Source organism: Shewanella acanthi (genome assembly GCF_019457475.1).
GTDB lineage: Bacteria > Pseudomonadota > Gammaproteobacteria > Enterobacterales > Shewanellaceae > Shewanella > Shewanella acanthi.
Window position 1 is genome coordinate 1,118,386 of sequence record NZ_CP080413.1, and the last position, 25,670, is coordinate 1,144,055.

At 44.3% G+C, this 25,670-nt stretch carries 31 protein-coding genes and 4 tRNA genes; 16 read left to right on the forward strand and 19 right to left on the reverse strand.

Annotated elements, in window-relative coordinates; genetic code table 11:
• The first annotated feature begins 6 nt into the window (after positions 1-6).
• Genes K0H61_RS04975 through K0H61_RS04985 form a run of 3 tightly spaced genes read left to right on the forward strand, consistent with a single transcriptional unit; the run spans position 7 to position 1,655 of the window.
• Entirely contained in the window at positions 7-555 is a 549-nt protein-coding gene (locus tag K0H61_RS04975; protein ID WP_220051639.1) for a DUF2878 domain-containing protein, read from the forward strand.
• A gap of 24 nt (positions 556-579) precedes the next feature.
• Positions 580-1,122, forward strand: a complete 543-nt coding sequence (locus K0H61_RS04980; RefSeq protein WP_258406009.1) for a chalcone isomerase family protein — start codon at positions 580-582, stop codon at positions 1,120-1,122.
• Positions 1,110-1,655 carry a DUF3833 domain-containing protein gene (locus K0H61_RS04985; protein ID WP_220051641.1) on the forward strand — a complete coding sequence of 182 codons (546 nt, stop codon included), beginning with the start codon at positions 1,110-1,112 and terminating at the stop codon, positions 1,653-1,655. Before K0H61_RS04980 ends, K0H61_RS04985 begins: the two co-directional genes overlap by 13 nt.
• A gap of 147 nt (positions 1,656-1,802) precedes the next feature.
• Here K0H61_RS04985 and K0H61_RS04990 read toward each other — a convergent pair whose 3' ends face one another.
• Positions 1,803-2,147: a DUF3634 family protein gene (locus K0H61_RS04990; RefSeq protein ID WP_220051642.1), complete on the reverse strand. Its 345-nt coding sequence runs from the start codon at positions 2,145-2,147 to the stop codon at positions 1,803-1,805.
• Positions 2,148-2,327: 180 nt separating this feature from the next.
• On the opposite strand from K0H61_RS04990, the gene K0H61_RS04995 reads away from it, so the two are divergent.
• Positions 2,328-2,513, forward strand: coding sequence for a hypothetical protein (locus tag K0H61_RS04995; protein ID WP_220051643.1), 186 nt, complete (start codon positions 2,328-2,330; stop codon positions 2,511-2,513).
• A 209-nt stretch (positions 2,514-2,722) separates the two neighbouring features.
• Here the strand turns inward: K0H61_RS04995 and K0H61_RS05000 are convergent.
• The 4 genes from K0H61_RS05000 to K0H61_RS05015 form a co-directional block, all read right to left on the reverse strand.
• A tRNA-Thr gene (locus K0H61_RS05000) sits at positions 2,723-2,798 on the reverse strand.
• 7 nt (positions 2,799-2,805) lie between these two features.
• Positions 2,806-2,881: transfer RNA gene (locus tag K0H61_RS05005), tRNA-Phe, on the reverse strand.
• A gap of 386 nt (positions 2,882-3,267) precedes the next feature.
• Positions 3,268-3,343, reverse strand: a tRNA-Thr gene (locus tag K0H61_RS05010).
• A 7-nt stretch (positions 3,344-3,350) separates the two neighbouring features.
• A tRNA-Phe gene (locus K0H61_RS05015) sits at positions 3,351-3,426 on the reverse strand.
• A gap of 466 nt (positions 3,427-3,892) precedes the next feature.
• Between K0H61_RS05015 and K0H61_RS05020 the strand changes: the two genes are divergently transcribed.
• Positions 3,893-4,444 carry a cytochrome b gene (locus tag K0H61_RS05020; protein WP_220051644.1) on the forward strand — a complete coding sequence of 184 codons (552 nt, stop codon included), beginning with the start codon at positions 3,893-3,895 and terminating at the stop codon, positions 4,442-4,444.
• A gap of 3 nt (positions 4,445-4,447) precedes the next feature.
• Positions 4,448-5,023, forward strand: coding sequence for a YceI family protein (locus K0H61_RS05025; protein ID WP_220051645.1), 576 nt, complete (start codon positions 4,448-4,450; stop codon positions 5,021-5,023).
• A gap of 70 nt (positions 5,024-5,093) precedes the next feature.
• Here K0H61_RS05025 and K0H61_RS05030 read toward each other — a convergent pair whose 3' ends face one another.
• Together K0H61_RS05030 and mutY are read right to left on the reverse strand one after the other, a co-directional pair.
• Positions 5,094-5,372 (reverse strand): oxidative damage protection protein, encoded by a 279-nt coding sequence (locus K0H61_RS05030; protein WP_220051646.1) that lies wholly within the window; start codon positions 5,370-5,372, stop codon positions 5,094-5,096.
• A 2-nt stretch (positions 5,373-5,374) separates the two neighbouring features.
• On the reverse strand, positions 5,375-6,463 hold the full coding sequence (mutY, locus tag K0H61_RS05035) for an A/G-specific adenine glycosylase (protein WP_220052482.1): 1,089 nt from the start codon (positions 6,461-6,463) through the stop codon (positions 5,375-5,377).
• Positions 6,464-6,641: 178 nt separating this feature from the next.
• Between mutY and trmB the strand changes: the two genes are divergently transcribed.
• From trmB to K0H61_RS05055, 4 genes are all read left to right on the forward strand, one after another.
• Entirely contained in the window at positions 6,642-7,358 is a 717-nt protein-coding gene (gene trmB / locus K0H61_RS05040; protein ID WP_220051647.1) for a tRNA (guanosine(46)-N7)-methyltransferase TrmB, read from the forward strand.
• A 48-nt stretch (positions 7,359-7,406) separates the two neighbouring features.
• Entirely contained in the window at positions 7,407-7,733 is a 327-nt protein-coding gene (locus tag K0H61_RS05045; RefSeq protein WP_220051648.1) for a YggL family protein, read from the forward strand.
• A gap of 510 nt (positions 7,734-8,243) precedes the next feature.
• Positions 8,244-9,047, forward strand: a complete 804-nt coding sequence (locus tag K0H61_RS05050; protein WP_220051649.1) for a YggN family protein — start codon at positions 8,244-8,246, stop codon at positions 9,045-9,047.
• A 368-nt stretch (positions 9,048-9,415) separates the two neighbouring features.
• Positions 9,416-10,357, forward strand: coding sequence for a LysR family transcriptional regulator (locus K0H61_RS05055; RefSeq protein WP_220051650.1), 942 nt, complete (start codon positions 9,416-9,418; stop codon positions 10,355-10,357).
• 600 nt (positions 10,358-10,957) lie between these two features.
• Here K0H61_RS05055 and K0H61_RS05060 read toward each other — a convergent pair.
• The 8 genes from K0H61_RS05060 to K0H61_RS05095 form a co-directional block, all read right to left on the reverse strand.
• Positions 10,958-12,802, reverse strand: coding sequence for a DUF885 domain-containing protein (locus K0H61_RS05060; RefSeq protein WP_220051651.1), 1,845 nt, complete (start codon positions 12,800-12,802; stop codon positions 10,958-10,960).
• 151 nt (positions 12,803-12,953) lie between these two features.
• Positions 12,954-14,117: a radical SAM family heme chaperone HemW gene (gene hemW / locus K0H61_RS05065; protein ID WP_220051652.1), complete on the reverse strand. Its 1,164-nt coding sequence runs from the start codon at positions 14,115-14,117 to the stop codon at positions 12,954-12,956.
• On the reverse strand, positions 14,117-14,734 hold the full coding sequence (rdgB, locus tag K0H61_RS05070; protein WP_220051653.1) for an RdgB/HAM1 family non-canonical purine NTP pyrophosphatase: 618 nt from the start codon (positions 14,732-14,734) through the stop codon (positions 14,117-14,119). Before rdgB ends, hemW begins: the two co-directional genes overlap by 1 nt.
• A 112-nt stretch (positions 14,735-14,846) precedes the next feature.
• Positions 14,847-15,281, reverse strand: a complete 435-nt coding sequence (locus tag K0H61_RS05075) for a DUF4426 domain-containing protein (protein WP_220051654.1) — start codon at positions 15,279-15,281, stop codon at positions 14,847-14,849.
• 84 nt (positions 15,282-15,365) lie between these two features.
• The gene (gene yggU / locus K0H61_RS05080; protein WP_220051655.1) at positions 15,366-15,656 is read right to left on the reverse strand and encodes a DUF167 family protein YggU; all 291 of its coding nucleotides are present in this window, start codon (positions 15,654-15,656) and stop codon (positions 15,366-15,368) included.
• Entirely contained in the window at positions 15,656-16,204 is a 549-nt protein-coding gene (locus tag K0H61_RS05085; RefSeq protein ID WP_220051656.1) for a YggT family protein, read from the reverse strand. The genes yggU and K0H61_RS05085 overlap by 1 nt, the downstream gene beginning before the upstream one ends.
• A gap of 40 nt (positions 16,205-16,244) precedes the next feature.
• The gene (gene proC / locus K0H61_RS05090) at positions 16,245-17,063 is read right to left on the reverse strand and encodes a pyrroline-5-carboxylate reductase (protein ID WP_220051657.1); all 819 of its coding nucleotides are present in this window, start codon (positions 17,061-17,063) and stop codon (positions 16,245-16,247) included.
• 219 nt (positions 17,064-17,282) lie between these two features.
• A complete protein-coding gene (locus tag K0H61_RS05095) occupies positions 17,283-17,993 on the reverse strand; it encodes a YggS family pyridoxal phosphate-dependent enzyme (protein ID WP_220051658.1) in 711 nt (236 codons plus the stop codon).
• 35 nt (positions 17,994-18,028) lie between these two features.
• On the opposite strand from K0H61_RS05095, the gene K0H61_RS05100 reads away from it, so the two are divergent.
• The 4 genes from K0H61_RS05100 to hemH all read left to right on the forward strand — a co-directional run bounded on the left by K0H61_RS05100 (position 18,029) and on the right by hemH (position 21,939).
• Positions 18,029-19,066 carry a type IV pilus twitching motility protein PilT gene (locus K0H61_RS05100; RefSeq protein WP_011621982.1) on the forward strand — a complete coding sequence of 346 codons (1,038 nt, stop codon included), beginning with the start codon at positions 18,029-18,031 and terminating at the stop codon, positions 19,064-19,066.
• A 9-nt stretch (positions 19,067-19,075) separates the two neighbouring features.
• Positions 19,076-20,188 carry a PilT/PilU family type 4a pilus ATPase gene (locus tag K0H61_RS05105; RefSeq protein ID WP_220051659.1) on the forward strand — a complete coding sequence of 371 codons (1,113 nt, stop codon included), beginning with the start codon at positions 19,076-19,078 and terminating at the stop codon, positions 20,186-20,188.
• Positions 20,189-20,336: 148 nt separating this feature from the next.
• Entirely contained in the window at positions 20,337-20,888 is a 552-nt protein-coding gene (locus tag K0H61_RS05110; protein WP_434086602.1) for a glutathione peroxidase, read from the forward strand.
• A 37-nt stretch (positions 20,889-20,925) separates the two neighbouring features.
• A complete protein-coding gene (gene hemH / locus K0H61_RS05115; protein WP_220051661.1) occupies positions 20,926-21,939 on the forward strand; it encodes a ferrochelatase in 1,014 nt (337 codons plus the stop codon).
• 72 nt (positions 21,940-22,011) lie between these two features.
• Here the strand turns inward: hemH and ruvX are convergent, their stop codons facing one another.
• The 4 genes from ruvX to K0H61_RS05135 all read right to left on the reverse strand — a co-directional run bounded on the left by ruvX (position 22,012) and on the right by K0H61_RS05135 (position 23,897).
• Positions 22,012-22,437: a Holliday junction resolvase RuvX gene (gene ruvX, locus K0H61_RS05120; RefSeq protein ID WP_220051662.1), complete on the reverse strand. Its 426-nt coding sequence runs from the start codon at positions 22,435-22,437 to the stop codon at positions 22,012-22,014.
• 26 nt (positions 22,438-22,463) lie between these two features.
• Entirely contained in the window at positions 22,464-23,027 is a 564-nt protein-coding gene (locus K0H61_RS05125; protein WP_220051663.1) for a YqgE/AlgH family protein, read from the reverse strand.
• Between the two features lie 78 nt (positions 23,028-23,105).
• Positions 23,106-23,435 carry a stress response translation initiation inhibitor YciH gene (yciH, locus tag K0H61_RS05130; protein WP_220051664.1) on the reverse strand — a complete coding sequence of 110 codons (330 nt, stop codon included), beginning with the start codon at positions 23,433-23,435 and terminating at the stop codon, positions 23,106-23,108.
• Positions 23,436-23,585: 150 nt separating this feature from the next.
• Complete coding sequence (locus K0H61_RS05135; protein WP_220051665.1) at positions 23,586-23,897, reverse strand: hypothetical protein; 312 nt, start codon at positions 23,895-23,897, stop codon at positions 23,586-23,588.
• Positions 23,898-24,075: 178 nt separating this feature from the next.
• Between K0H61_RS05135 and K0H61_RS05140 the strand changes: the two genes are divergently transcribed.
• Positions 24,076-24,636, forward strand: coding sequence for a DUF4136 domain-containing protein (locus K0H61_RS05140; protein ID WP_220051666.1), 561 nt, complete (start codon positions 24,076-24,078; stop codon positions 24,634-24,636).
• Positions 24,637-24,991: 355 nt separating this feature from the next.
• Positions 24,992-25,633: a trimeric intracellular cation channel family protein gene (locus K0H61_RS05145; protein ID WP_220051667.1), complete on the forward strand. Its 642-nt coding sequence runs from the start codon at positions 24,992-24,994 to the stop codon at positions 25,631-25,633.
• Positions 25,634-25,670: the final 37 nt, after the last annotated feature.

Sequence of the window (25,670 nt, forward strand, 5' to 3'; positions counted from 1 at the left end):
TAAAAAATGAAACCGCAGACCATTAATTCCTTAATCATAGTGAATCATAGAGGCTTTATATTTTATAACGCCGTGAGTTTTCAACTGGTCTGGTGGTCTAGCGTGCTATGGGGGAATTGGTCTCTATTATTGACTATTCCATTGTTATTACTTCACTTTGGGTTAGTTACTAGCATCGAAAACCCCCATTCCTGCCGCCGTGATTTACTCGTCATGATTAAAGTGGGAGTGCTTGGCGTGGCGATTGATGCCTTGCTGACATTGCTAGGAGTATTTGAATTTAACACTTCGCCTTGGTGGCTTGATTGCCTTTGGCTGCATTTTGGCTTGAGCCTAAATCATAGCCTCAATTTTCTGCGTGCTTTGCCTGTTTTCTTGCAAGCGATATTAGGCGGAGTATTTGGCAGCTTAAGTTACCTCGGCGGTGCGCAATTTTACGCGGTGAGTCTGCCCTTAGGCGTGAGCACATCTGCGCTTATCTTGGCTGTGCTATGGACGATTTTGTTACCACTTTTTGTAAAGATTGCACTGAGTCAGCAATTAACAAGACGCTGATTTTGTTCATCAATGGAGATTGCTATGGCATTGAGTAAAGCTTGTCTTGGGGCGTATTTGGGACTGCTATTACCCTTTAATGGTATTGCGGCTGATTCTGCACAGATAGATAACAGTATGAGCTCAGGCTTAATTGAGGTAGGGCGCGGCGAGATGGACTGGCTTTGGTTTAGTCTTTATCGAGCAAGGCTTATGACGGTGACAGGTCAGTATCAGAGTGAACAATATCCGCAATTGTTAGATATTGAATATTATCGAGAAATAGATGCCGAAGATTTGTTAAAGGCTACCAAGGAACAATGGCTGCATTTAGGATTTAAAGAGAGCGATGTTCAAGCTTGGTTGCTTTTACTCAAGGGTATATGGCCGGATGTAAAAGAAGGCGATCATTTAAGTTTTAAGATTATCGATCCTCAAAAAAGTCAGTTCTATTTTAATCAACAGCCTCTTGGCGTGATTGAGAATCCTCAATTCGCCCAAGCCTTTTTAGCGATTTGGTTATCCAATAAAACCAGTCGTCCAGCTTTAAGAGCACAATTACTAGGAGAAAAATCATGCGACTGCTAATCAGGTTTTGGCGACACAATATTATTTTAGCCATGCTGGGTTTAGGATTGTTATCGAGCTGCTCTTCGGTGGAAGTGGATGAGTACCAAGGTACAAACCCATCCTTAGTTTTAGAGTCATTTTTTGATGGGAAGCTAAAGGCCGCAGGTATTGTTCAGGACTTTAGCGGGAAAGTTGTTCGCAAATTTAATGTCACAATGGAGGCGAGTTGGCAGGGCACACAGGGAGTCATAAACGAGTGGTTTGTCTATGATGATGGGGAAACCCAAACCCGAATTTGGACAATAAATGCCTTGGGTGATGGTCGCTATACTGGTACTGCAGGGGATATTATTGGTACTGCGGTGGGGCAGGCGAGTGGAAGTGCATTGCGCTGGCAATATGAGATGTTATTGGCGGTGGACGGAGAGGAATATCATGTGGATTTCGATGACTGGATGTTCCTAGTGAATGATAATACTATTATTAATCATAGTGATATCATCAAGTTGGGTATTAAGGTTGCTAAGGTTACCCTCGTGATTCAAAAGTAGGTTTTATCGTTGGCTTGTTCAAAAGCTGTTTATTAAAATTATCCCGTTACCTTAAAAAATCAGCCCCTTCAGTTGAAGGGGCTGATTTTTAGTTAAAGGCTCAGAGTCAGATAAAACGCTTGGGCCTAAATAAAATTCATGTTCGTATCATCCCGCTTGGCGGCTATTATCTATTGTCTTTTGATCGTAGTACTCAAAGGGAAATTGATTACGGATCTGCTGCTGCAGGTTGTCGCCGACATTTGCCGAAATATGTAAACGCACATCACCGCTTTTTTCGGCTCTGATAGTGCAGGTTAATTTTTCAGTCTTAGCCAATTGGCGGCATGCCTTCTCAAACCTCTCTGGTATTTTCCCTTTATGTTGGGTCATACGGCCTTCTTTGAAGTGCATCTCGAAAATGGTTAAGCCCTTTTTACCACTAAAAATAAGTTTATAGATAAGAAACAAGCCGATAGCGATCAATAGTAATTTTAGAATTGTGGCTGTCATAATGGCTCCTGTTTTAGTGTTATAGGACAAAGATACTCTGGAGTTGATTAATTTAACAGTGCGCTAACACGCATTTTTGAATCGAATAAAGAGCTAGGAATGGCATCGCCATTGGCAATAATGGAAGTCTGGCCTACGCTTTAACTATTAAAGGAGTATCATTCTGTTAAGGAAAGTATCATGCACCTTTCAAATGCCGAACGCTGGACTACCCTCTGCAAACGCCAAATCGATATTATCGATAAATTGTCGGAAAAATTTCCAGAACGTAAAGACAACTTGCACGAATTAACTGAAGGCTGGCGTCATTTGCAGCATCAAGTCGAAGTTGGGGAAAGACCCATAGTGCATCATGAGATTAAATAAGTCTCAGATTGCTAAGTAATTAAAAGATAATAGCCGCTCTTTGAGTGGCTTTGTTGTATAAAGTGCCATATAAGAGTTGTGCTTTGGAGCGACAGGCATTATCGAGAGTAGGCCGTGACTAGGTAATCTTAATGTTCGAAATGCTGTTAATTTTTATATATAAAAACAGAAACAAAAAAGCCACTCATTGAGTGGCTTTTTTGTTTATATGGTGCCGGCACCAAGAGTCGAACTCGGGACCTACTGATTACAAGTCAGTTGCTCTACCAACTGAGCTATGCCGGCTAGATTGTGGTGCCCGAACCCGGAATCGAACCAGGGACACGAGGATTTTCAATCCTCTGCTCTACCGACTGAGCTATTCGGGCAACTAAACTGAGCGTTAGTTAACTACTTTTGAAAGCAACTTTAAGATGCTGTTCGTTCGAAGTGCGCGTATCATATAGTGCTCCCTTTGCCTGTGCAAGCCCTTTTAATCCGATTGGCCAACTAATAGTCAACATTGGGCGGTTTTTGTTATCCCCCCTTTAGTAAACTATTGATAGTTGGCGTACTTAGGATCAATGTTGATGGGGAATGGGAAGTGTTATGGAATGAAAGAGTGGCGACCCTTGAAAGCTAAAAGAGAAAGGGGACTGAAGCCAGATTAGATTTGAGCTAGTACAGCTAAGCAATTTTGCTATTTTGAGTGATATTTATTTTTTTAGAAAACAGAAACAAAAAAGCCACTCATTGAGTGGCTTTTTTGTTTATATGGTGCCGGCACCAAGAGTCGAACTCGGGACCTACTGATTACAAGTCAGTTGCTCTACCAACTGAGCTATGCCGGCTAAATTGTGGTGCCCGAACCCGGAATCGAACCAGGGACACGAGGATTTTCAATCCTCTGCTCTACCGACTGAGCTATTCGGGCAACTAAACTGAGCGTTAGTTAACTACTTTGAACTGCAGTTTAATGCTGTCTCGTTCGAAGTGCCGCTATATTAACGAGGGCGTTTATCCTCTGCAAGTGCTTTTTCTTATCAAGAATAGCGTTCGGCTGATTAATGTGCTGTTTGTGTGTTTTTATAGCGACTATCGATTAAAACTTCATTCACTTAGCTATATCTGAATGAGGAATGTTGCATGAATTATTCATTCAGAGAGCATTTTTCATAAATGGCTATTAAAAATATACCTTTTTCGTTGTCATTTAAGCAGAGGTTGAGTTGATGAGGCAGGGTTTATGTAAGGTTAGGGCTTTTATGTTTTGTAGTATTGCTAATTTTCTAAAAAATAGAATGAAACTAGCAACTTTTACTGATTTATCATTTTAAAAATAGTTCTATGATAATAAAAATCGTTTATCTGCAATCCGTAAAGTAGCTCTGGGGAGTTGAATGTTTAGAAACAGCAAGCAAAATTATGGACTCACCGCGATTATCACACATTGGTTGAGTGCCATTGTGGTAATTGGATTATTTGCAGTGGGAGTGTGGATGGTGGAGCTGACTTATTACAGCCCTTGGTATAAAAATGCTCCGCATCTTCATAAAAGTATTGGGGTTTTGCTTTTGGCTTTAACGGTGTTTAGGCTTATATGGCGTTGGAGCAACACCAAACCTGAGGCCGACAGCAGCCACATTTTATTAGAAAAACACGCAGCGAAAATTACCCACAGCATTATTTATCTATTATTGCTGACAATTATGTTGTCTGGCCTGATGATTTCAATGGCGGAAGGTCGTGGCATCATGGTGTTTGATTGGTTTGAAGTCCCTGGAATTTCTCCTTTTATGGCAAATCAGGCCGATGTGGCCGGCAGTATCCATCAGTTAGCCGCCTATGGTTTGATGGGTTTAGTGTTATTGCACGGCCTTGGCGCATTGAAACACCATTTTATCGATAAAGACGCAACACTTGTAAAAATGCTTAAATTCAACCGAGGATAAAAAATGAAAAAACAACTGTTAACCCTGCTCGTTGGTGCATCAATGTTATCCCCATTAGCAGCATCTGCTGCTGACTATGTGATCGACAGGGAAGGTGCTCACGCATCTATTACCTTTAAAGTTAGTCACTTAGGCTATAGCTATGTGGTGGGTCGCTTTAACGATTTTAGCGGTGACTTTAGCTATGATGCGGCCAAGCCAACGGCGGCCAAGGTTAATGTTAAGGTCAATACCTTAAGTGTGGATTCAAACCACGCCGAGCGTGATAAGCATATTCGTAGCGCTGACTTTTTAAATACCGCTAATTTTGCCGAAGCCACTTTTGTGTCGACCTCAGTTGAAGATAAAGGCAATGGTGACTTAGTTATCAACGGTGATTTAACCCTTAATGGCGTCACAAAACCTTTAGCGATTAAGGCCCATGCTGTAGGTGAGGGTAAGGATCCTTGGGGGGGTTACCGTGCAGGTTTTACCGGTACTACCAGCTTTGCGATGAAAGACTATGGCATCAAGATGGACTTAGGCCCAGCATCAGCCAATGTTGAATTAGATTTAGTGGTTGAAGGCATACGTAAGTAATACGTTTGCTTCAAAAAACAAAAGCGCCATTAGGCGCTTTTTTTATTGACGAAATCTTGGAAACTTACGATTATTCCTGATCTTTTTCAGGAACAAAACCTTCAATTTCAACATCTTTACCTTCGAAAAGGAAAGAGGTCATTTGTTCTTCAAGGAACTTACGATCATCAACATTCATCATGTTCAATTTCTTTTCGTTAATCAGCATAGTTTGCTTCTTCTGCCATAGGCCCCAAGCTTCCTTACTTATGCTATCGAAAATACGTTTACCTAAATCACCTGGATACAGTTGAAAGTCTAGGCCGTCGGCTTCTTTGTTTAAATATACGCAATTGACTGTACGCGCCATGATTATTCCTTACTGACTGCGGATTGAAAGAGTGATCCCAAATTGGCTAGCACGCGCTCAGTTGCCGCCGCGAGACCCACTTTGGAAGGATGATTTATGTTATACCAGAGTGACTGGTTTTGTTCCATGACAGCATCCACGCTATGGGCTGCACCTTGGATATCAAGGTTAAGCAGCATAGGCTGAATATCGAGATGGAAATGACTAAAGGTATGCCTAAAACCAATCAATGGTTCGAGTTTAGCTGTGTTATGGCCAAGTGCTTCAATATGTTGCTTAAGCGCCTGCTCGGTGCTGAACTCTGGGAAGCACCACAAACCGCCCCAAATTCCAGCAGGCGGGCGCTTAGCTAAATAGACCTGATTATCCTTTTGCAGCACTAACATCCAAGCGGCTTTCTCTGGGATGGTTTTCTTTGGCTTTTTACCTGGGAATTCAGTTTGTCTGCCCATCAGTTGGGCTTTGCAATCAATGGCAACGGGGCACTCGGCACAATTCGGTTTGCTGCGGGTACAAATACTGGCGCCGATATCCATCATGGCCTGATTGTACTTTTGAATATCCTGCTCGGGCGTCAATGCATTGGTTAGCTGCCATAGCTGCTCTTCAACGGCCTTTTGTCCTGGCCAGCCAGCAATGGCGCCGTGGCGTGCCAAAACCCGTTTAACGTTACCGTCGAGGATTGGGTGATGTTGGCCAAGGGATAAAGATAAAACGGCACCTGCCGTTGAGCGGCCAATGCCCGGCAGTGAGAGTACTTGCTCAAAATCCGTTGGAAACTCACCTTGATACTGATCGCGAATGGTTTTGGCTGCTTTATGTAGATTACGGGCTCTGGCGTAATAACCAAGGCCCGTCCAATAGTGTAGCACTTCGTCCTCTGGCGCATTTGCGAGGGTGAGCACATCAGGGAAGCGTTGCATAAAGTTAAGATAATAGGGAATAACGGTCGCGACTTGAGTCTGCTGCAGCATGATTTCAGAAACCCATACTCGATATGGGGTTTTGTCCTGCTGCCAAGGGAGGGTTTTACGACCGTGGTTGTCGTACCAAGTATTGATACGTGAAGCAAAGGAGGCTGTAGATTTCATCGGCGCAGTGTAGCGATAGATTGCTTGGCAAACAAGATACACCTCCTTGAAAATCCTAGGCCGATTCGCTCAATGGCAGATTCTTGTTATACTTCGCCTCCATTAGTGCTTGCACTGTAGGTTGAACTTTGGATAATGCCCTTCTTTTTAATGGTGTTGTCCACGAGACGAGGCAAAAATGAGCGAAGTCACTACCGCTGAATTTAATGAAGAAGGCAAGTATCTGCGTAAGATCAGAAGCTTTGTCCTAAGAGAAGGTCGTTTGACTAAGGGTCAAGCGCATGCCATTGAAACTCAGTGGCCTACTATGGGTTTAGATTACAGCCCAACACCATTGAACTTAACTGAAGTTTTTGGCCGTGAAGCCGATACCGTTCTCGAAATCGGTTTTGGTATGGGCGCATCCTTAGTGCAAATGGCGCAGGAAGCACCAGAGCTTAACTTCATCGGGATTGAAGTCCATAAGCCTGGTGTAGGTTCTTGCTTAAGTGATGCCGCCGCTGCCGGTGTGACCAATCTGCGTGTTTATCACCACGATGCTATGGAAGTGTTAGAGCATGCGATTGCCGACGGCAGTCTGACCCGCGTGCAATTGTTCTTCCCCGATCCATGGCATAAAAAGCGTCATCACAAACGCCGTATCGTACAGGCTGAATTTGCTGAGCTTATCCGCCGTAAACTGAAGATTTGCGGCGTATTCCATATGGCAACCGACTGGGAAAACTACAGCGAACATATGCTAGAAGTAATGAATGCGGCAAATGGTTACAAAAACCAATCGGCCGATGGTACTGTAGTGCCACGTCCAGATCACCGTCCATTAACGAAATTTGAAGCCCGCGGCCATCGTTTAGGCCATGGCGTGTGGGATCTGATGTTTGAGCGTATCGCTTAAGTCATCGGCTCAATCTATTTATTTGTTCACATAACGGGGAAAATCACTATGGCAAAGAATCGTAGCCGTCGTTTACGTAAGAAAATGCGCGTCGATGAATTCCAAGAGTTAGGTTTTGATATCACTTGGACCTTCGATGCATCTATCTCTGAAGCAGATATTGATGCGACGGTCGATAAGTTTATCGATGAAGTGATTGAAGCCCGTAAGTTAGGCTTCCATGGTGGTGGTCATATCGAATGGGAAGGCATTATTGCTACTCAAACCATCGGTAAGTGCACCGAAGACGATATCGCCGCAGTTAAAGCCTTCTGGGCTGACCAAAAAGTGGCGCAGCTCGAAGTAAGCGACCTGTACGATATCTGGTGGAGTTAATCCGTTAGAAATTAATTCAGATACTGATTTTAGTATCTATTTAGGTTTTAAGCCGAAAGGGTTGAGTCTGAATGCAGTGCATTTGGCTCGACCCTTTAGTTTTATGTCTATTTAGTGATAGCCACATTTTCCTGATCTTTCGAGTCCGCACTGTTTGAGCTAAATCTGCTCTCTTAGTGCTTTTTTGCAAAAGCCAATCATCTCAGGCTTAACTCCCAATCTTAGCGCAAACAACATTATTTTCAGATGCCACTTTTAACGCCGTCGGCATGCTCTCAATTAAGCATCTAAGCGCTGCGCGATAACAGTGATTTTATCGTTGTATGTTATCGGCGCGGTTTTTTATTGTTATCGAAATCACTAATAGTTAGTGATTTTAACCAATTTAATGCTGAAGGGAATTTGTCTATATACTTAAGTATCAGTGTGTTATAAATCTGGCATGGCTTTCGCTATACCTGAATATGATTTTAATAACATAAATTTTTCAGGTTAAAGGATGATCGAACGATGAAAATCACTTCCCTAATTACAACCGCAGCATTATCTGGCGCGATGTTAACTGTTTTAGCACTACAAACTGCCCAAGCGCAGACCGAGCCCAAGATCGATGAAAAGTGCCAAGTCATGCTCAATTATGATGTGCGAGTTGAACCTAAAAAATTGGTTATGAGTGAGAAGGGTAAGGAGATGTATCGCATGGAAATCGATAAGCTCTTTATTCAGGGTAAACAAGTCAGCCTTAACGATAAGCAAAAAACCTTAGTTAACCAATACTCTGATGCAGTATCAACTCAGGTTCCTGAAGTTATAGGGTTAGTGAATGAGGCGGTATCTTTAGCGTCCCAAGCCGTAAGCATGGCGTTAACCCCCTTACTTGGGGATGCCGCAGGATCAAAGCTTGATGAAATGATGGCAGGGGTACAGAAACGCGTCGATGAAACTGCGTCTAAACAGGGAGACAGCTATTATTTAGGTGCAACCGAAGCCTCATTGCAAAACACCTTCGATGAAGAATTTGAACAGGAAATGGAAAATTTAGTACAAAGCGCGATTGGTGCGTTAATGATAAATATAGGCAGCCAAATGTTGTCGGGTGATGGCGAGAGCTTCGAAGCGAAAATGGAAGCCTTTTCTCAGAAGATGGACGGTATCGGTGAAGACATTAAGCAAAAAATGGAAGTTCAATCTAAGGGGATTGAAGCTAAAGCAAATGCTCTTTGCGACAATTTTGAGAAACTGATGGTACTTGAAAATCAACTTCGTCAAGAAGTACCTGAGCTTTCAAACTTTGCTTTAACGAAAAATAATTAATTCTATAAGTGGCTTAGCTTAATTAAACTAACTCAGCTGAAATAAACGCCCCCATTGATTAAGGATCAATGGGGGCGTAGTTTTTCTACGACTTGATTGATCATAATTCCTCCTTTGGAGTAATGATTGCGGTGATTTTGTATGGAATGTTACATTCTTAAGAAGAATGTTTGATATAATCACGAGATATAATGAAAAGCTGACAACATAGTCAGATAAATCACCCTACTTTAAGTGCACTTTACGGTTGAAATACCTGCCACTGTTTCTGGTTTGGAGGCTATTTCTGGGTACAGATCCAATCAATTTGTAGTTCAGCAAAACCGAAAGTTAATTTCACTGTCGTAAACTGTTTAAGGCGACTTTTCATGTTAGAACTGTTAGAACCTATTGCAATTTTTACTCATGTGGCCAGAGCCGGTAGTTTTAGTGCCGCCGCAAGAAGGCTTGGGATTTCTAAATCTAAAGTGAGCACGCAGGTAGCCGATCTCGAACATAGACTCGGGGTGCAGCTGATCCAGCGTACTACTCGAAGTTTAAGTCTGACAGAAGCGGGCCATTTACTTTATCTGCAAGGCGAGGAATTACTGCGTGATGCAGAACAAGCCATTGCAAGCGTTCATAATTTAAATGATGCTACTCGAGGTGTTTTGAAGGTGGGTATTTCCCAGTCCTTTGGTGCAATGCATATTATTCCTGCACTACCAGCTTTTATGGCAAAACATCCAGAGCTTGAGCTGCAAGTTAGTTTACTTGACCATAAAGTTGATGTTGTGAGTGAGGGTCTAGATTTGCTGCTCACGATGTCGGAGCAATTGCCCCTTGGTATGGTTGCAAGACCACTAATGAAAAGCCAATTTTTGCTGCTTGCTTCACCTGATTACATTGCAAAACATGGTGAACCGACGCGTCCTGAGCAATTAGTGGATCATAATTGTTTAGTCTATCAAGGTGAGTGGCACGAACACAGCATGTGGCAATTCAGAAAGGGTGATGACTACTGCGAAATCGGGGTAACGGGCAATTTCCGAGTCGATAATGCGCCAGCACTTAAAACCGCAGCTATTAGTGGGTTAGGGGTGGTTTATCTCGCTAGTTATTTAATGGAAGATGAAATTGCTAAGGGGACGTTAGTCCCCTTACTGCCGGATTGGCAGTTGACCCATCACTTGCCATTGCAGGCGGTTTATCCGCGCCGCAAACACTTAGCTCCTAAGGTGAGTGCCTTTATTGAATTCATTAAAGATCACATTGGTACTCCCCCATATTGGGACTTACCGTTTGAGGAAATATTCGCTAAACGTCAATAATACCGAAAACATTGTTCAGTATTTGCAGTTAATCTGATTGGGTAATCGTTGTTTGTGGTATTTTTTATTAATTTTCAACTGCTTGTTCCTAAGTTGTTTGGGTTTTTATATGGTTTTATTAGGGAGCTCTAAAACAGGTTTTTGGCTTGGTTGTTGATGTCTGTTCTCAAATGAATACAATGGCAGGCAGATGATTTGGGATGACTTGAATTCTATATCGTTACCGAAAATGACCCCTTTCGCGAATGGTATACAGGTCGGCACTAATGCAATTTCGAATCACAGCTAACGTTAGTTTTACCATTAATGTTGGCCTTTAAACCATCATCCTAGTTTTTGGTTTACCTCAGCCGTATGGCTGAGGTAATTTTTTTGAAGATGGTTTGGGGAATGAACACTTTTTAGTCGCTCTGTACCCTAAAAATCACACTGAGTATCAAGGTAGTACAGCTTGATGTCTCTACTATAGTGATCACAGTGAGGCGGGTTTTATTATCGATAGGGTAATAAATCCAACAAAAAAGCCACGAAATCGTGGCTTTTTTGTTGCTTATTCGGTTTTAGGTTTAGCTTAGTAAGCTAACCCTAAAACTTGGATGCTCAAGTTTTATTCACGCTAGCAATCCATTGATTAACTTGCTCTTCTAACACATCTAAAGGTAAAGCACCATTTGCCAGCACGAGAGTGTGGAAATCGCGAATATCAAACTTATCACCTAGTTGCGTCTGCGCCCGGTGCTTTAATTGCATCAGTTTGATCATACCTACCTTGTAGGCAGTGGCTTGAGATGGCATCACAATGTGTCGCTCAACCATTTTAACTGCATCAGACTTCGCATTTGGAGTGTTATCAACGTAGTAGGCAATACCTTGCTCGCGAGTCCATTTTTTAGCATGGATCCCAGTATCGACTACTAGGCGGCAAGCACGCCAGAGCTCCATCGCTAGGCGGCCAAAATCAGAGTAAGGGTCTGCGTAAAGTCCCATCTCCTTAGGTAAAGATTCACTATACAAACCCCAACCCTCGATATAGGCGGTGTAACGACCAAACTTTCTAAATTTCGGAAGTCCTTTCAGCTCTTGACCTATCGCAATTTGCATATGGTGGCCAGGAATTCCCTCATGGTAGGCTAGAGCTTCCATTTGGTACTTTGGCATGGCCTTCATGTCATAGAGGTTTGCGTAGTAGCTTCCTGGGCGTGAACCATCCGGTGCCGGTTGCTCGTAGAAGGCTTTACCCGCCGATTTTTCCCTAAAGGCTTCGACTTGTTTAACGTTGATTGCCGCCTCAGGTTTTACCTTAAACACCTCATCAAGGCGTGAGCGCATATTATCGATAATGGCGGTCGCTTCTGCTAAGTAGGCCGCTTTACCTTCTGGCGTGTTTGGATAATAGAACTGCGGGTCGTCTCGCATAAAGGCAAAGAATTCCTGAAGCGTTCCCTCAAATTTCACCTTTTTCATAATGGCGCGCATTTCATTATGAATACGTTCTACTTCAGCCAAACCTAAGGTGTGGATTTCATCGGCCGTCATATGGGTTGTGGTAGTGCGAGCTAATGCACGATTATAGTAGGCTTCACCTTCGGGTAGCTTCCATACACCATCACGAGTATCGGCTTTAGCTTCAAGGGTTTTAACGTAGCTGATAAGCGCTTCATAACCCGGTTTTACTTGGGTAACTAGCGCCTCTTTTGCCTCTGTAATTAACGCCATTTTATCGCTTTCGCTAATTTCAAGTGCGGACACTTTTTTACGAAAATCCGCTAGTAGCGCGCTATCTTCACCTTCATCGAAGGGGGCTCCCTTGATGATATTTTGGCTATCTGAAATCACGTAACCAAAAACAAATTTTGGTGCAATGATGCCCTTACTGGCACGTGATTCAAGGGATTCTTGTAGCTGGCTTAAGCGTTTGGTCACGCCCTTTAGACGGCTGATGTAGGCTTTTGCATCGCTCACATCAGTAATTTGATGTTGGTTAATCAAAAAGGAGGCAATCATCGAGTGGCCGCCGTGCATTTGGTTCACGGGGTAATTATGGTAGCGCCATTTGTAATCGTTGATTTCATCTTGGAGACTCTGCTTAAGTAAGGTTAGACTCAGCTGAGTTTGAGGATCTAATTTTGTTGCATCAATCTGATTTACTTGGGTAAGTTGCCTCTTTGTACGCTCAAGGTCTTCGGCATCTGCCTTATCACCAATTTCATCCCATTTATCATAATCCTGCTTAATACCCATATAGGTTTGCGCAATGGGGCTTGCCATCACGTTTTCCATAAAGAGGGTTTCAAACAGTGCATTGGCTTTTTCCGATTCGCTTTGAACAACGGCGGAAACGGGTTTACTGTTTGCGACAGAAGATGAAGGTTCTGCATGTCCTGGCAAAGCGGCTAAGGCCGAGAGGGCAATAGCGACTAGGCTGACTTTGGTTTTTATTGGCATGAATGTGCTTCCTTGTATGTAATAAAACCATTCTAAAGAAGCCAACGAGAAGTGTATAAATATAAATGTTAGGAAATGTGTTAGCTATTGTTATCCTTTACATAAGAAGCCAAAGCTAACACATTGTTTAGTAATTGATTTTTTATGCCAATTAACAAAATTGCGTGAGCAGATCATTGACGAACATATGACCTTTACTGGTTAATTGCCAATGTTCGTCGGTTTCTGTTACTAGACCCCTTTGTTTACCCTTTTCCATTCCTTCAGTTAAGGTATCTCGGTGTAAACCCGTACGTTGTTCAAACTCTTGCTTTGGAATTGGCGTCATCAGGCGCAGGCGATTCATTAGGTATTCCAGCGCGCGGTCCTCAGGTTCTACCTCAGATTGCTCGAAGGTGTAATCCGTCGCCGCTAAGTAGCCCTTAGGGTGTTTGATTTTCACCGTGCGCAGGATGCGATTTTCCTCTGGCAAGGTGATTTTGCCATGGGCGCCACAGCCTATGCCGAGGTAATCACCAAATTGCCAGTAATTGAGGTTGTGACGACATTGATAGCCGGGTTTGGCGTAGGCAGAGATTTCATATTGCTGATAGCCTAATGCGGCAAGCTTTTGCTGACCCTGCTCATAGATTTCCCACAGCGCTTCGTCATCGGGCAGCTGTGGTGGTTTTGAGTGGAATAGGGTGTTTGGCTCAATGGTGAGTTGATACCAAGATAAATGCGGCGGATTAAGTGCGGCTGCGGTATCGATATCGGCCATGGCCTCGGTAAAGCTTTGATTTGGCAATCCGTGCATTAAATCGAGGTTAAAGCTTAAATAACCCGCTTCGCTTGCCTTTTGGGCGGCGACTTGGGCTTCGTTTTGATCATGAATCCGGCCCAGCAGATTGAGCTTATCCTTCGAAAAACTTTGTACTCCAATCGATAAACGGGTGACACCCGCCGCACGATAAGCACTGAAGTCATCGTGCTCTAGGGTGCCAGGATTTGCTTCCATGGTGATTTCGATGTCATCACTGAAAGGGATTAATGCATTTGCGCCATCGAGGATTTGTTTGATGTTGTTAGCATCAAACAAAGACGGCGTGCCGCCACCGATGAAGATGGTGTGAAGTTTTCGCCCCTGAACCAGATACAGATCTTGGCGAAGATCGCTCAGTAGCGCATCGACATAGGCCTGCTGGGGCAACTCACCGTTTTGGCCATGGGAGTTAAAGTCACAGTAAGGACACTTTTGTACACACCAGGGAATATGGATGTACAAACTCAGAGGTGGTAAACCAAGGCCTAATTCAGGTTTTGCATCGGACTGCATTATTGGGCATTCCCGTCGGTGAATACGCCTTTTTCTTTCATGGCGGCAATCAATTGCACTAATGCTTTTCCACGGTGACTCACTGCATTTTTTGCTTCGCTGCTCATTTGCGCGGCGCTGCAATCTAAATGTTCTGGGACGAAAATCGGATCATAACCATGGCCATTTTCCCCACGTTGCTCGAAATCGATTTGCCCTTCCCATGAGGCTTGGCAAATGATAGGGGTTGGATCTGCACTATGGCGCATGTAGACCAGTATGCATTGGAATCTGGCACTGCGCGGCGCAGGGTTATTCTTCAGGGTCTCGAGCAGTTTTAAAACGTTGTCTTGATCTTTGGCGTTTTCGCCGGCGTAACGGGCGGAATAAATACCGGGTGCACCGCTCAGTAAATCGACTTCTAAACCTGAATCGTCGGCAATCGCAGGAAGGCCTGTGATTTGCGCTGCATGTCTTGCTTTGATGATGGCGTTTTCAACAAACGTAGTGCCAGTTTCTGCGACTTCGCTGACGTTGAACTGGCTCTGCGGCAGGATTTTTACGCCGTAGGCTGCTAACAGTTGAGCGAATTCAGCGAGTTTACCTTTGTTGCCACTGGCAAGTACGATTTGTTGCATGGGATACCTTTTTGATTGGGCGAAATGAGCGGAGCAATGATACCCAAGCTGAGGGGGAAAGGACAGAAAAAGGCAGGATGCTATCGGGATGCTCCTGCCTTTGTATCATTAACTAATCGACGTAGAATTTTTGCTTGAACTGTAAATTAGTATTGAGTTCACTGCCGTGTTTGATGGCGATATTAAAATTAATTTCTTGGTCATCGCGGTAAGGCACTTCGGCAATGTAGTAAATCGCTTGGCCTTCGCGTATTTCTCTAAATTTTAGGTCGATTCTCGCATCAAGCAGGTTATTGGCCACACCACTAATTTCTACTGGGACGGCGGGGGAGCCCGTTTCACTCATATCGAGTACAGCAATATTGATAATTCCAGTATAACTACTGCGTTCAATGCCATAGGTTTTCGCAATACTTGGAGTTAAAAAGGTGCTACCAAGGGCCATATAGTGGATATCGAACTTACCGACGGTTTCTTTTTGCTCGGCATAGGCCACGCCGCAAAGGCCGACGGCGAGGGTGAGCATTATTAGTAATTGACGAAACATAATTGTGAACCTTCATTTGAGGGATTACTTGATTATAGGCCTTGCCACCCTTGAGTTCCAAAGAGTGTTCAGTGTTAACAAGCACTAGAGCAACAGACTTTGGATCTCCACAGGAATGGATTTTGGCGCGAGGATTTTTATTTGTTTATGGCGTCCAAGCTCACCTTTTAGGATGAGAACATCGCTCTTTGGCACCTTAAAAGCTTTAGCTAAATATTTACTCAAATGCGCGTTTGCTTTGCCATCGACAGGGGGGGCTGTAATGGCCAATTTGAGTTCTTCACCGTGTAGCCCAACGATTTGATCGCGACTTGCCTTTGGCTGAATGTATAAATTCAGCAGCAGGTCTCCCTGCTGCCAATTTACTGCGGACATTAGATCGCAGCCCAAAAAGGCACATATTGCGCTAGCAGCATATTAATAAAGTTCATCCCGATAAGTACCAGCATGACCGATAAATCAAGGCCACCCATTGGCGGGAGAATACGGCGAACTGGCGCAAGAATAGGTTCGGTGAGCTGACCCATGATCATTACAATGGGGTTATAGCCTTGATTAAACCAGCTTAAAATTGCACGGATGATGAGCATCCAGAACAGTAATACGCCCGCTTGTTTTACAACAGAAATCAAGGCAAATAATAGGAATATCCCCAAGTTAAAGTTGCCTCCTGCAATTACACTGAGCAGAATGACTTTGGCCATCACCACGAGCAGGGCTAGCACGAAGGAGGCTGTGTCGAATCGACCCATGGCTGGCAATATTCGGCGCATTGGTGCAATCACTGGATGGGTGGCCTTGACAATGAATTGGCTAAAAGGATTATAAAAATCGGCACGAGCCAATTGCAGCCAAATTCGCAGAATAACCACCATTAGATAAAGGTCGAATACTGTGCTGATTAAAAAAGTTAGTGCATTCATCGAAATATTTGCCTCTTTGGGGTCGATAGGTAAAGCTTAGCTAAAAAGTACTTGCCATTTCTTCGGCGCGTTTAATGCAATTTTCCATGGCGGTTTTCACCAGCCCGCGCAAATCGGCATCCTCAAAGGTGGCGATGGCTTGGGCTGTAGTGCCGCCCTTTGAAGTCACATTTTCCCTTAAATTACTTAGACTAAGGTCTGGATTTTGCTTCACCATCATAGCAGCTCCGAGCGCCGCCTGCTGTACTAAACTACGGGCTTTGTCTTCATCCATCCCAAGCTGTTTACCGGTTTCTATCATGGCTTCCATAAACAGAAAGAAATAGGCAGGTGAGCTCCCTGCGAGGGCAATAACCTGATTAATCTCAGATTCCTTATCAACCCAAACGATGTCACCGCCACTTGCCATCAGTTGCTCACTAATGGCCTTTTGCTGCGGCGTTAGAGGTTGTGGGGCAAAAAGGCCGGTCATGCCTACACCAATTTGCATTGGGGTATTGGGCATAGTGCGAACCAGTGTGATAGGTTGGCCGAGGTATTCACTGTAGCGATGAGCCATGATGCCTGCAGCAATGGTAATGACGAGCTTGTTCGACAAATCAACACCACTAAGAGCTTGGCAAACTTGCTCCATCAGTTGGGGTTTTACCGATAACACAATCACATCGGCACGTTCAGCTGCGGCAATATTATCGTTTGAGACTTGAATGCCAAAGTCGCTAACAAGGGCATCGAGTTTTCCTTGGCTGGGATTAGTGGCTTCAACGAGTTGGGCTGGATAACCGCTGCGGATAAGGCCGCTGATGATGCTGCGCGTCATATTGCCCGCGCCGATAAAGCAGATTTTTTGTTGACTCATGTGATCCCCGCTAATAAGGCCTGCACAGCAGCATAACGCATGCGGTGTATCTATGAATATGATTCCAGGCAGGATAAGAAATTATTATGGTTTCTGTTATACAGTATTTGGGTTTTAGAGCGTAAAAACAAGGCTTAGACTAAGGCTTTCGCGTTGATAATATGCATTTAAGCTATTTGTTTGCTGACTGCAAATGCCCTAGGCATAGCTTTGTTTTTATTAATTTTTGGACTCGACTGAATAGTTACGCTCACCAAATATTGCGCTACCAATTCGCACCATGGTTGAGCCGCATTCGACCGCGACATCTAAATCGTTACTCATCCCCATCGACAGGGTATCCAATTCTGGATAACTCCGTTTTAATTCATCAAATAGCTGTTTCAAATGGGAGAGTTCTTGGCGCTGGAGCTCAATATTATCGGTGGCGGTCGGAATGGCCATAAGACCGCGCAGCGTTAATCTCGGTAACTCGCGAATAATGCCTGCAAGTGAGGTTAATTCTTCAGGCTCAATTCCCGATTTACTGTCTTCTTGGCTGATATTGACTTGAATACAGACATTTAGCGGTGCCAGTTCACTCGAGCGTTGCTCATTAAGGCGCTTGGCAATTTTTTCACGGGATACTGTGTGTATCCAATCAAAATTCTCGGCGACCAAATGGGTTTTGTTCGATTGTAATGGCCCGATAAAATGCCATTCGATATCGCCATGGGAGCCTTTAAGTGCCTCAATTTTAGTGACGCCTTCCTGGACGTAGTTCTCACCAAAGCAACGCTGACCAGCATCATAGGCTGCTATAATATCCTCGATAGGTTTGGTCTTGCTGACGGCAAGTAAGCGAATACTGTGAGGTAGGCGTGAGCATTTTTGCGCCGCTTGGGCGATCCTGTACTGTGCTACTGCGAGTCTGTCTGCTATTGTTGTCATGATGTAATTTTTCGGTTGCAAGGATATCCCAAACTATGGAAATCACTGAGTTATTAGCTTTTAGTGTAAAGCACAAAGCGTCGGATCTACACCTCTCTGCTGGGATATCTCCCATGATCCGTGTCGACGGTGAAGTGAGAAAAATCAACCTGCCAGCGCTCGATCATCAGGGCGTACACAGCCTAGTGTACGACATTATGAATGATAAACAGCGCAAGGATTTTGAAGAACATTTAGAAATCGACTTCTCGTTTGAAGTCCCTAATCTTGCACGTTTCCGTGTGAACGCATTTAACCAATCCCGCGGCGCCGCGGCGGTATTTCGTACCATTCCGAGTGAAATTTTATCACTCGAGCAGTTAGGTGCGCCTGAGATTTTTAAGAAAATCTCCAGTTTCCCCCGTGGATTAGTATTAGTAACTGGGCCTACAGGTTCGGGTAAGAGTACCACACTTGCGGCCATGGTGGATTACATCAATGAGAATCGCCACGACCATATCTTAACCATTGAAGACCCCATCGAATTCGTGCATCAAAACAAACAATGTTTGATTAACCAACGGGAAGTGCACCGTCATACCCATAGCTTCAACGCGGCGCTGCGTAGCGCTCTGCGTGAAGACCCCGACGTAATTCTGGTGGGCGAGATGCGTGACCTTGAAACCATTCGTTTGGCGATGACCGCGGCGGAAACGGGTCACTTAGTATTCGGTACTTTGCATACGACCTCTGCGGCTAAGACCATCGACCGTGTAGTTGACGTATTCCCTGCTGGCGAAAAGGACATGGTGCGTACCATGTTATCTGAGTCATTACAGGCGGTTATTTCGCAAACCCTGATTAAGAAAATCGGAGGTGGCCGTGTGGCTGCCCACGAAATCATGATGGGTACTCCCGCCATTCGTAACCTTATACGTGAGGATAAAGTGGCGCAAATGTACTCAGCGATTCAAACCGGTATGGCCCATGGCATGCAAACGCTTGAACAATGTCTGCAAAATCTGGTTAACCGTGGTCTCATCACCCGTGAAGACGCTATGGCGAAGAGTTCTAATAAACAAGCGACGTTTTAAGGATTTATGATGGATGTCCGTCCGTTTTTAAAAGTGATGGTAGAGCGTAAAGCCTCGGATTTGTTTATTACCGCAGGTTTTCCGCCGAGTGCAAAAATCGATGGTGAGCTTCGCCCTTTGGCCGAAAGCGCGTTTACGCCTGCCCAATCCCTCGATTTTGTTGAGTCTTTGATGACTGAGGCGCAAAAGACCGAGTTCCATACGACACGTGAATGTAACTTTGCATTTGCGGCTAAGGAGTTAGGTCGTTTCCGTGTCAGTGCGTTTTGGCAACGTGAATCTTCTGGCTGCGTGATGCGTCGAATTGAGACGAAAATCCCAGAAGTAGACGACTTAAAACTGCCGCCCATCCTAAAAGATCTGGTGATGAGTAAGCGTGGTCTTATCATCATGGTGGGGGGGACTGGTACCGGTAAATCGACGTCACTCGCGGCCTTGGTGGGTTATCGTAACGCCCATGCCCGTGGTCATATTCTGACTATCGAAGATCCTGTGGAGTTCGTCCACGACCATCGTAAGAGCATTATCACCCAGCGTGAAGTGGGTATTGATACCGATTCCTTTGATGCAGCCCTTAAGAGTTCATTGCGTCAGGCGCCTGACGTGATCCTTATCGGTGAGATTCGTACTCAAGAAACCATGGAGTTTGCTCTGTCGTTTGCCGAAACCGGTCACCTTTGTATGGCGACACTTCACGCCAACAACGCTAACCAAGCCTTAGACCGGATTATGCACTTAGTGCCAGAGAGTAAGCATCAGCAGTTGCTGTTCGACCTGTCATTAAACCTGCGTGGTATTGTTGCTCAACAACTCGTGCCTAAGGCCGATGGTACAGGGCGTCGCGCTGCAATCGAAGTGCTGATTAATACTCCGCGGGTGTCGAGTTTAATTGCTAAAAATGAGCTGCATTTGCTCAAAGAAACAATGGCTAAGTCGAATGAGCAAGGCATGCAGACCTTCGACCAAGCGTTGCTTAATCTGTATCTTGAAAATGAGATCAGTTACGCCGATGCACTGCACCATGCTGACTCGCCTAACGACCTACGTTTGATGATTAAGCTGCAAAATAAAGAGCCGAGCAGTTCAAGCTTTATGGAAGGGGTTACCCTAGATATGGACTAATCGTCCTCAGTTTAAAAGGCAGCTCCGAGGAGCTGCTTTTTTTATCCCATTTTATCTGTGATGAGTGATTATCAATGGCTTTTATTTATTAATCCAATATCATCGTTATATTAGTAATTTATGTCATATCGGAATGGAGGACTTGAAGATGAGATTATCAAAATGTGTCGCGGCAGGACTGCTTAGTATTGGGACGCTTTTGAGTACAAATGCAATGGCCGATACAAGCTGCCCAAGCTACCTCAATCAAGAAGTGCGTAAGTTACATTCTGCTGAGATGATTAACCTCTGCGAATTGACTCAGGGTAAGCCGGTTCTCATCGTTAACACTGCGAGTAACTGTGGTTTTACGTCACAATTTAAAGCCCTCGAAGCTTTACATAAAGAATATAAAGACAAGGGCTTAGTGGTGATTGGATTCCCGTCGGATGATTTTTTTCAAGAAGAAAACGACGAGAAGGATACCGCTAAGGTGTGTTACATCAACTACGGCGTGACCTTTACTATGCTGGCGACGTCCGCCGTGCGCGGCAGCGATGTGAACAGTGTATTTAAATATTTAGGTGAAAAGGCGGGTTCGCCTAAATGGAACTTCTTTAAATATGTTGTTAGTGGCGATGGTAGCCGCGTGATGCAATTTAACTCTAAGGTTAAACCCGACAGTCCTGAACTTAAGCAGGCAATTGAATCGGTGCTTTAACGGGTTAGGTTCAACAAAGACTTTATAAGAGGTTGTTTTGGGAAAATTTTTAGGACTTTCGAAGGATGCCGGCCACAGTAAACGTGCAAAGGTCGGCGTACTGTTATTAAACTTAGGTACGCCCGATGCGCCAACACCCAAGGCGGTGAGACGTTATTTGGCGGAGTTTTTATCTGACCCCAGAGTGGTTGAGATCCCGCGTTTAATTTGGAAAATCATCTTGCATGGCATCGTGCTTCGAACTAGACCAAAGCGCTCTGCGGCGCTTTATCAAAAAGTCTGGACCGATGAAGGCTCGCCTTTATTGGCGATAAGTATGCAGCAAAGCGAAAAGTTAGCTGCCAAACTTGCCAGCGATGGTCATGGCGTGGTTGTTGATTTAGCGATGCGTTATGGTAATCCTTCGGTTGCCAGTACCCTGCAAAAGATGCATCAAGCTGGGGTGGATGAGCTAGTCGTTCTGCCGCTTTACCCACAATATGCGGCACCGACCACAGGCTCTGCCTTCGATGCGTTAGCGAAAGAACTCTGCCAGTGGCGGTATGTGCCTTCGCTACATTTTATCAATACCTACCATGACCACCCCGATTTTATTGCTGCGTTGGTCAACTCGATTCGCCGCGATTTTGAGCAATATGGCAAACCTCAAAAGTTAGTGCTGTCTTACCACGGTATGCCCGAGCGAAATCTGCATCTCGGCGATCCCTATTATTGTTTCTGTGCTAAAACCACTCGTTTAGTCGCTGAGCAATTGGGGTTGAGTAGTGATGACTATGTGATGACCTTCCAGTCTCGATTTGGAAAAGCCAAATGGTTGCAGCCCTATACGGACGCAACTATCCAGGCTCTGCCTGCAGCGGGCGTGAAGGATGTTGCCATTGTTTGTCCAGCGTTCAGCGCCGATTGCCTAGAGACCTTAGAGGAAATTGTGGGTGAGAATGGACATATCTTTGCTAGTGCGGGTGGAGAAAGCTTTCGCTATATCGCCGCCTTAAACGCCGATGACGAGCATATCGACATGATGGCAAACCTTGTGAAGCCCTATCTTTAATGCGCTAAGTGCAGATAGGAAAACAAAAGGATAGGGCAACCTATCCTTTTTTGATTGGAATGTCATTGGGTATCATTCGCCAAACTGATTCTCAAAATAACTTTCGATAATTAACACCGCTGAAACCGCATCGACCTGTCCCTTGGTTAGGGCCTTAAAACCGCCGAGCTCAAATAGTCTTGCCTTTGCGTCCGTTGTCGTCAGCCTCTCATCTTGGGTAAATATCTTAACCCCGAATTTAGCATTGATGCGATTGGCGAACTTTCTCGCCCTGTGGGTCATATCCTGCTCCGTGCCATCCATATTCAGTGGCAATCCCACAACGACTAAATCGGGTTGCCATTCTTGAATAAGTTTACCGACATCATCCCAATTAGGAATGCCATCGACGGCTTTAAGCGAGAGCAGCGGCGTGGCGCTGGCGGTAATCTGCTGACCTACGGCAACACCAATACTTTTTGTTCCAAAATCAAAGCCTAAAACGGTTTTCGCATTCATAAATTGATTAACTTAAATTAGAGGGATTAGGCGTGTCCGGTTTGAGACGAAAGTTGCCAAGCATCAAAACCGAGGGCTCGACTTGCCTGCGGCCAACGATCTTCATGTTTCACATCGAATAGCAGTGCTTGTTCGGCAGGTATCGTTAACCAGGAATTTTCAGCTAATTCTTTTTCGAGTTGGTTTTTACTCCAACCCGCATAGCCAAGGGCAACGAGGAACTTGTCTGGGGATTTTTCACCGCCAATCGCAGTGAGCACATCTCGAGAGGTGGTTAACATCAATCCTGAACCGAGATCGGTACTGTTAGCCCAATAGGGCTGGGCGCTATGGAGGACAAATCCTCGGTCTTGGGATACTGGGCCTCCCATTAGCACCTGTGCCCCCATGGCCAAGTCGACGCTGACTTGTTCGGCGGGTAAATCCATTTGCTCGAGTAATGAATTCACTTCAATACCTAGGGGCTTATTAATGACCAAGCCCATCGCGCCTTTTTCATCGTGTTCACATAGATAAATTACCGTGCGCTCGAAATAGGTGTCATCGAGGGATGGCATCGCAATGAGAAAATGGTTCTGTAAACTCTCCATTTAATACTCCGTGTCTGCCTTGGGGCAGAGGACTCAATCGTCACGTTAAGAATAGTAAGATGTGTACACCGCCGAAGATTAGCCGCCCGCTAATTTCACTTTGTAATTTTGTTTTTCAAGTAGCGTTTTGAGCTGTTCGCGATTATCGGTTTGAACTTCGATGGTGAAATCTTTCACTGTTCCGCCACAACCACATTGTTTTTTAAGCGTTTGTGCAAGTGCTTTTAAGCCAGCCTCATCAAGACCTAATCCTGAAATGACCGACACGCCTTTACCTTTACGGCCTTTGCTGTCTCTGTGGATCCGGACAATACCGTCGGAGGCGGGGGGCGCAGTGACTTCGGGTTCAGCCGAAATACGGCCTTTATCTGTGCTGTACACTAAGGATACGTTGGGATCGATTCTCATAGGTCATCTTTTATCTGAATTCATACCCCTTAAGTTTATCAAATTCAGTGAGTTTCGGGGAGGTAAAAAAAGACCACTGACAGAGACTGTGAGTGGTCGAATAAAATGCTAACTCTTTGCAGGGAAGTAGCATTGGTAAAGCGGGTGTCACTAAAAATATTCAGTAATTAGGGCGATGAGCATCAAAGCGGTAAATAGGGCACTTGGGATGAGATAGCGGTGCCATCTAGGTAGTGCGATCAAACAGGCTGTAAAGGTAAAGCCTAATGCGGCTAAAGAGCGAAAACTAGCGCCATTAAACATCAGATTAATCGTAATCCAACTGACCACCAGTAAAGGCAAAAAGAGTAACAATGATTGATAGGACACTAATTTGCTTGTATGAGATCCTAAAATCACTCTGTTTGGAATGAAATAAAGCATCACAGCCGCCGCAAAAAATGCGCATATTAATCCGAACATGGCATCACTCCTTAATTGCATGATCAATTGATAATGATTATCATTTAATATTGTTGTTTAGTCAAGCTGTATCAGTTGGCATAATTTGAGCGATGGAGTTGTCGAACCATTAATTGCTCTGTAAGCTGAAATAAATTACGGGTTTATTTGTATTAGCTGCGACATCCAAGGAATTGATATGAAAAATATGATCGTCGGTTTAGCCGTACTTGCCTTAAGTGCATGTAGCTCCCTGAAATCTGGCTGGGACTATGATCCGAGCGCTAATTTTACCCAATATAAAACCTATGCATGGGTAGAACAAAAGGCAGAAGCCTCTGGTTATCACCTTGATGGGCTGATGGATCAAAGAGTGAGGGATGCGGTGAATTCCCAGTTGACTGCAAAAGGTATTCAAAGAGTTGAAGCGAAAGATGCGGACATATTGGTGAATTACCTTACCAAAGTAGACAAAAAAATTAATGTGGACACCTTTAACACAAACTTTGGTTATCACCCGTTCTACGGCCCAGGTTGGGGGTGGGGTGGCAATATGCAGACTCAAACCACGGTCAGAGAATATGAAGTCGGTACCCTTATGATTGATGTCGTCGATAATAAAACGTCAAAACTGGTGTGGCGTGGCACTGTTGCCGATACTATTCGCGATAAAAATACGCCCGAAGAGCGGGTTGCAATTATCAATGAAGCTGTGGCCAGTGTGATGATGAATTTTCCGCCTAAGCCAGAAAATAAATAATCAATTAGCTAATTTTTAGTTCGTAAAGAAGCGGCCAGCTCTAGGTGAGCATTGGCTGCTTTTTTATATCCAAAATTAGCACTGAACAAAATACTTATTTATGAATGCTGATTAATTCGATGAATTATGTTCTGCATGTTAATAATACTAATTTATAAGATTTTATTCGTTTTATAGTATTTATCTGTTTTAATTGTTAATTTTGTTGTTTACCTCTCTTATTGTTCATGTTATTTCACCCAACATAGATTTAACCCATTATTTTTATTTATGATAACTTTCAATTAATCTCGTTGTTATCCTTGCTATAACTCAGGCAAAATCCATGTTTTATCCTGGGTATAAAGTCATTTACATGCAAGAAGCGCAATTTATTGGATTACTATGGCTTGTGGGCATTGTTGCTGAGGCAATGACCGGCGCGTTAGCTGCGGGTCGTAAGCAGATGGATCTCTTTGGTGTGGTAATTATCGGTTGCGCAACCGCCATTGGTGGCGGCACGTTAAGGGATATGTTGCTTGGCAATTATCCACTTATCTGGGTCGAAAATGTGCATTACCTAATGGCAATTGCGTTTGCTTCACTTCTGACTGTCGCTATTGCTCCCGTGATGCGCTATCTCTCTAAACTCTTTTTAGCCATTGATGCGCTTGGTCTTGCGGTATTTTCTATTGTTGGAGCTCAAAAAACCCTGATGTTAGGTTTCAGTCCGACAATTGCAGTGGTCATGGGGCTCGTAACTGGGGTTTTTGGCGGTGTCATCCGGGATATTTTATGTAATCAAGTGCCGCTTATTTTTAAGAAAGAGCTATATGCGGTGATTTCCCTTTTTACGGCAGGGCTTTATGTCACTTTAGAGCTATTTCAAGTGGCTGAATGGATTAATCTAGTGGTGTGTTTGACTCTTGGCTTTAGTCTGCGAATGCTGGCGCTTAAGTACCATTGGTCGATTCCGACCTTTGACTATCAAACCAGTAGTGATCCACATGCACACTAATAAAAAGGGGGGCTTAAGCCCCCTTTTTATACTTGTT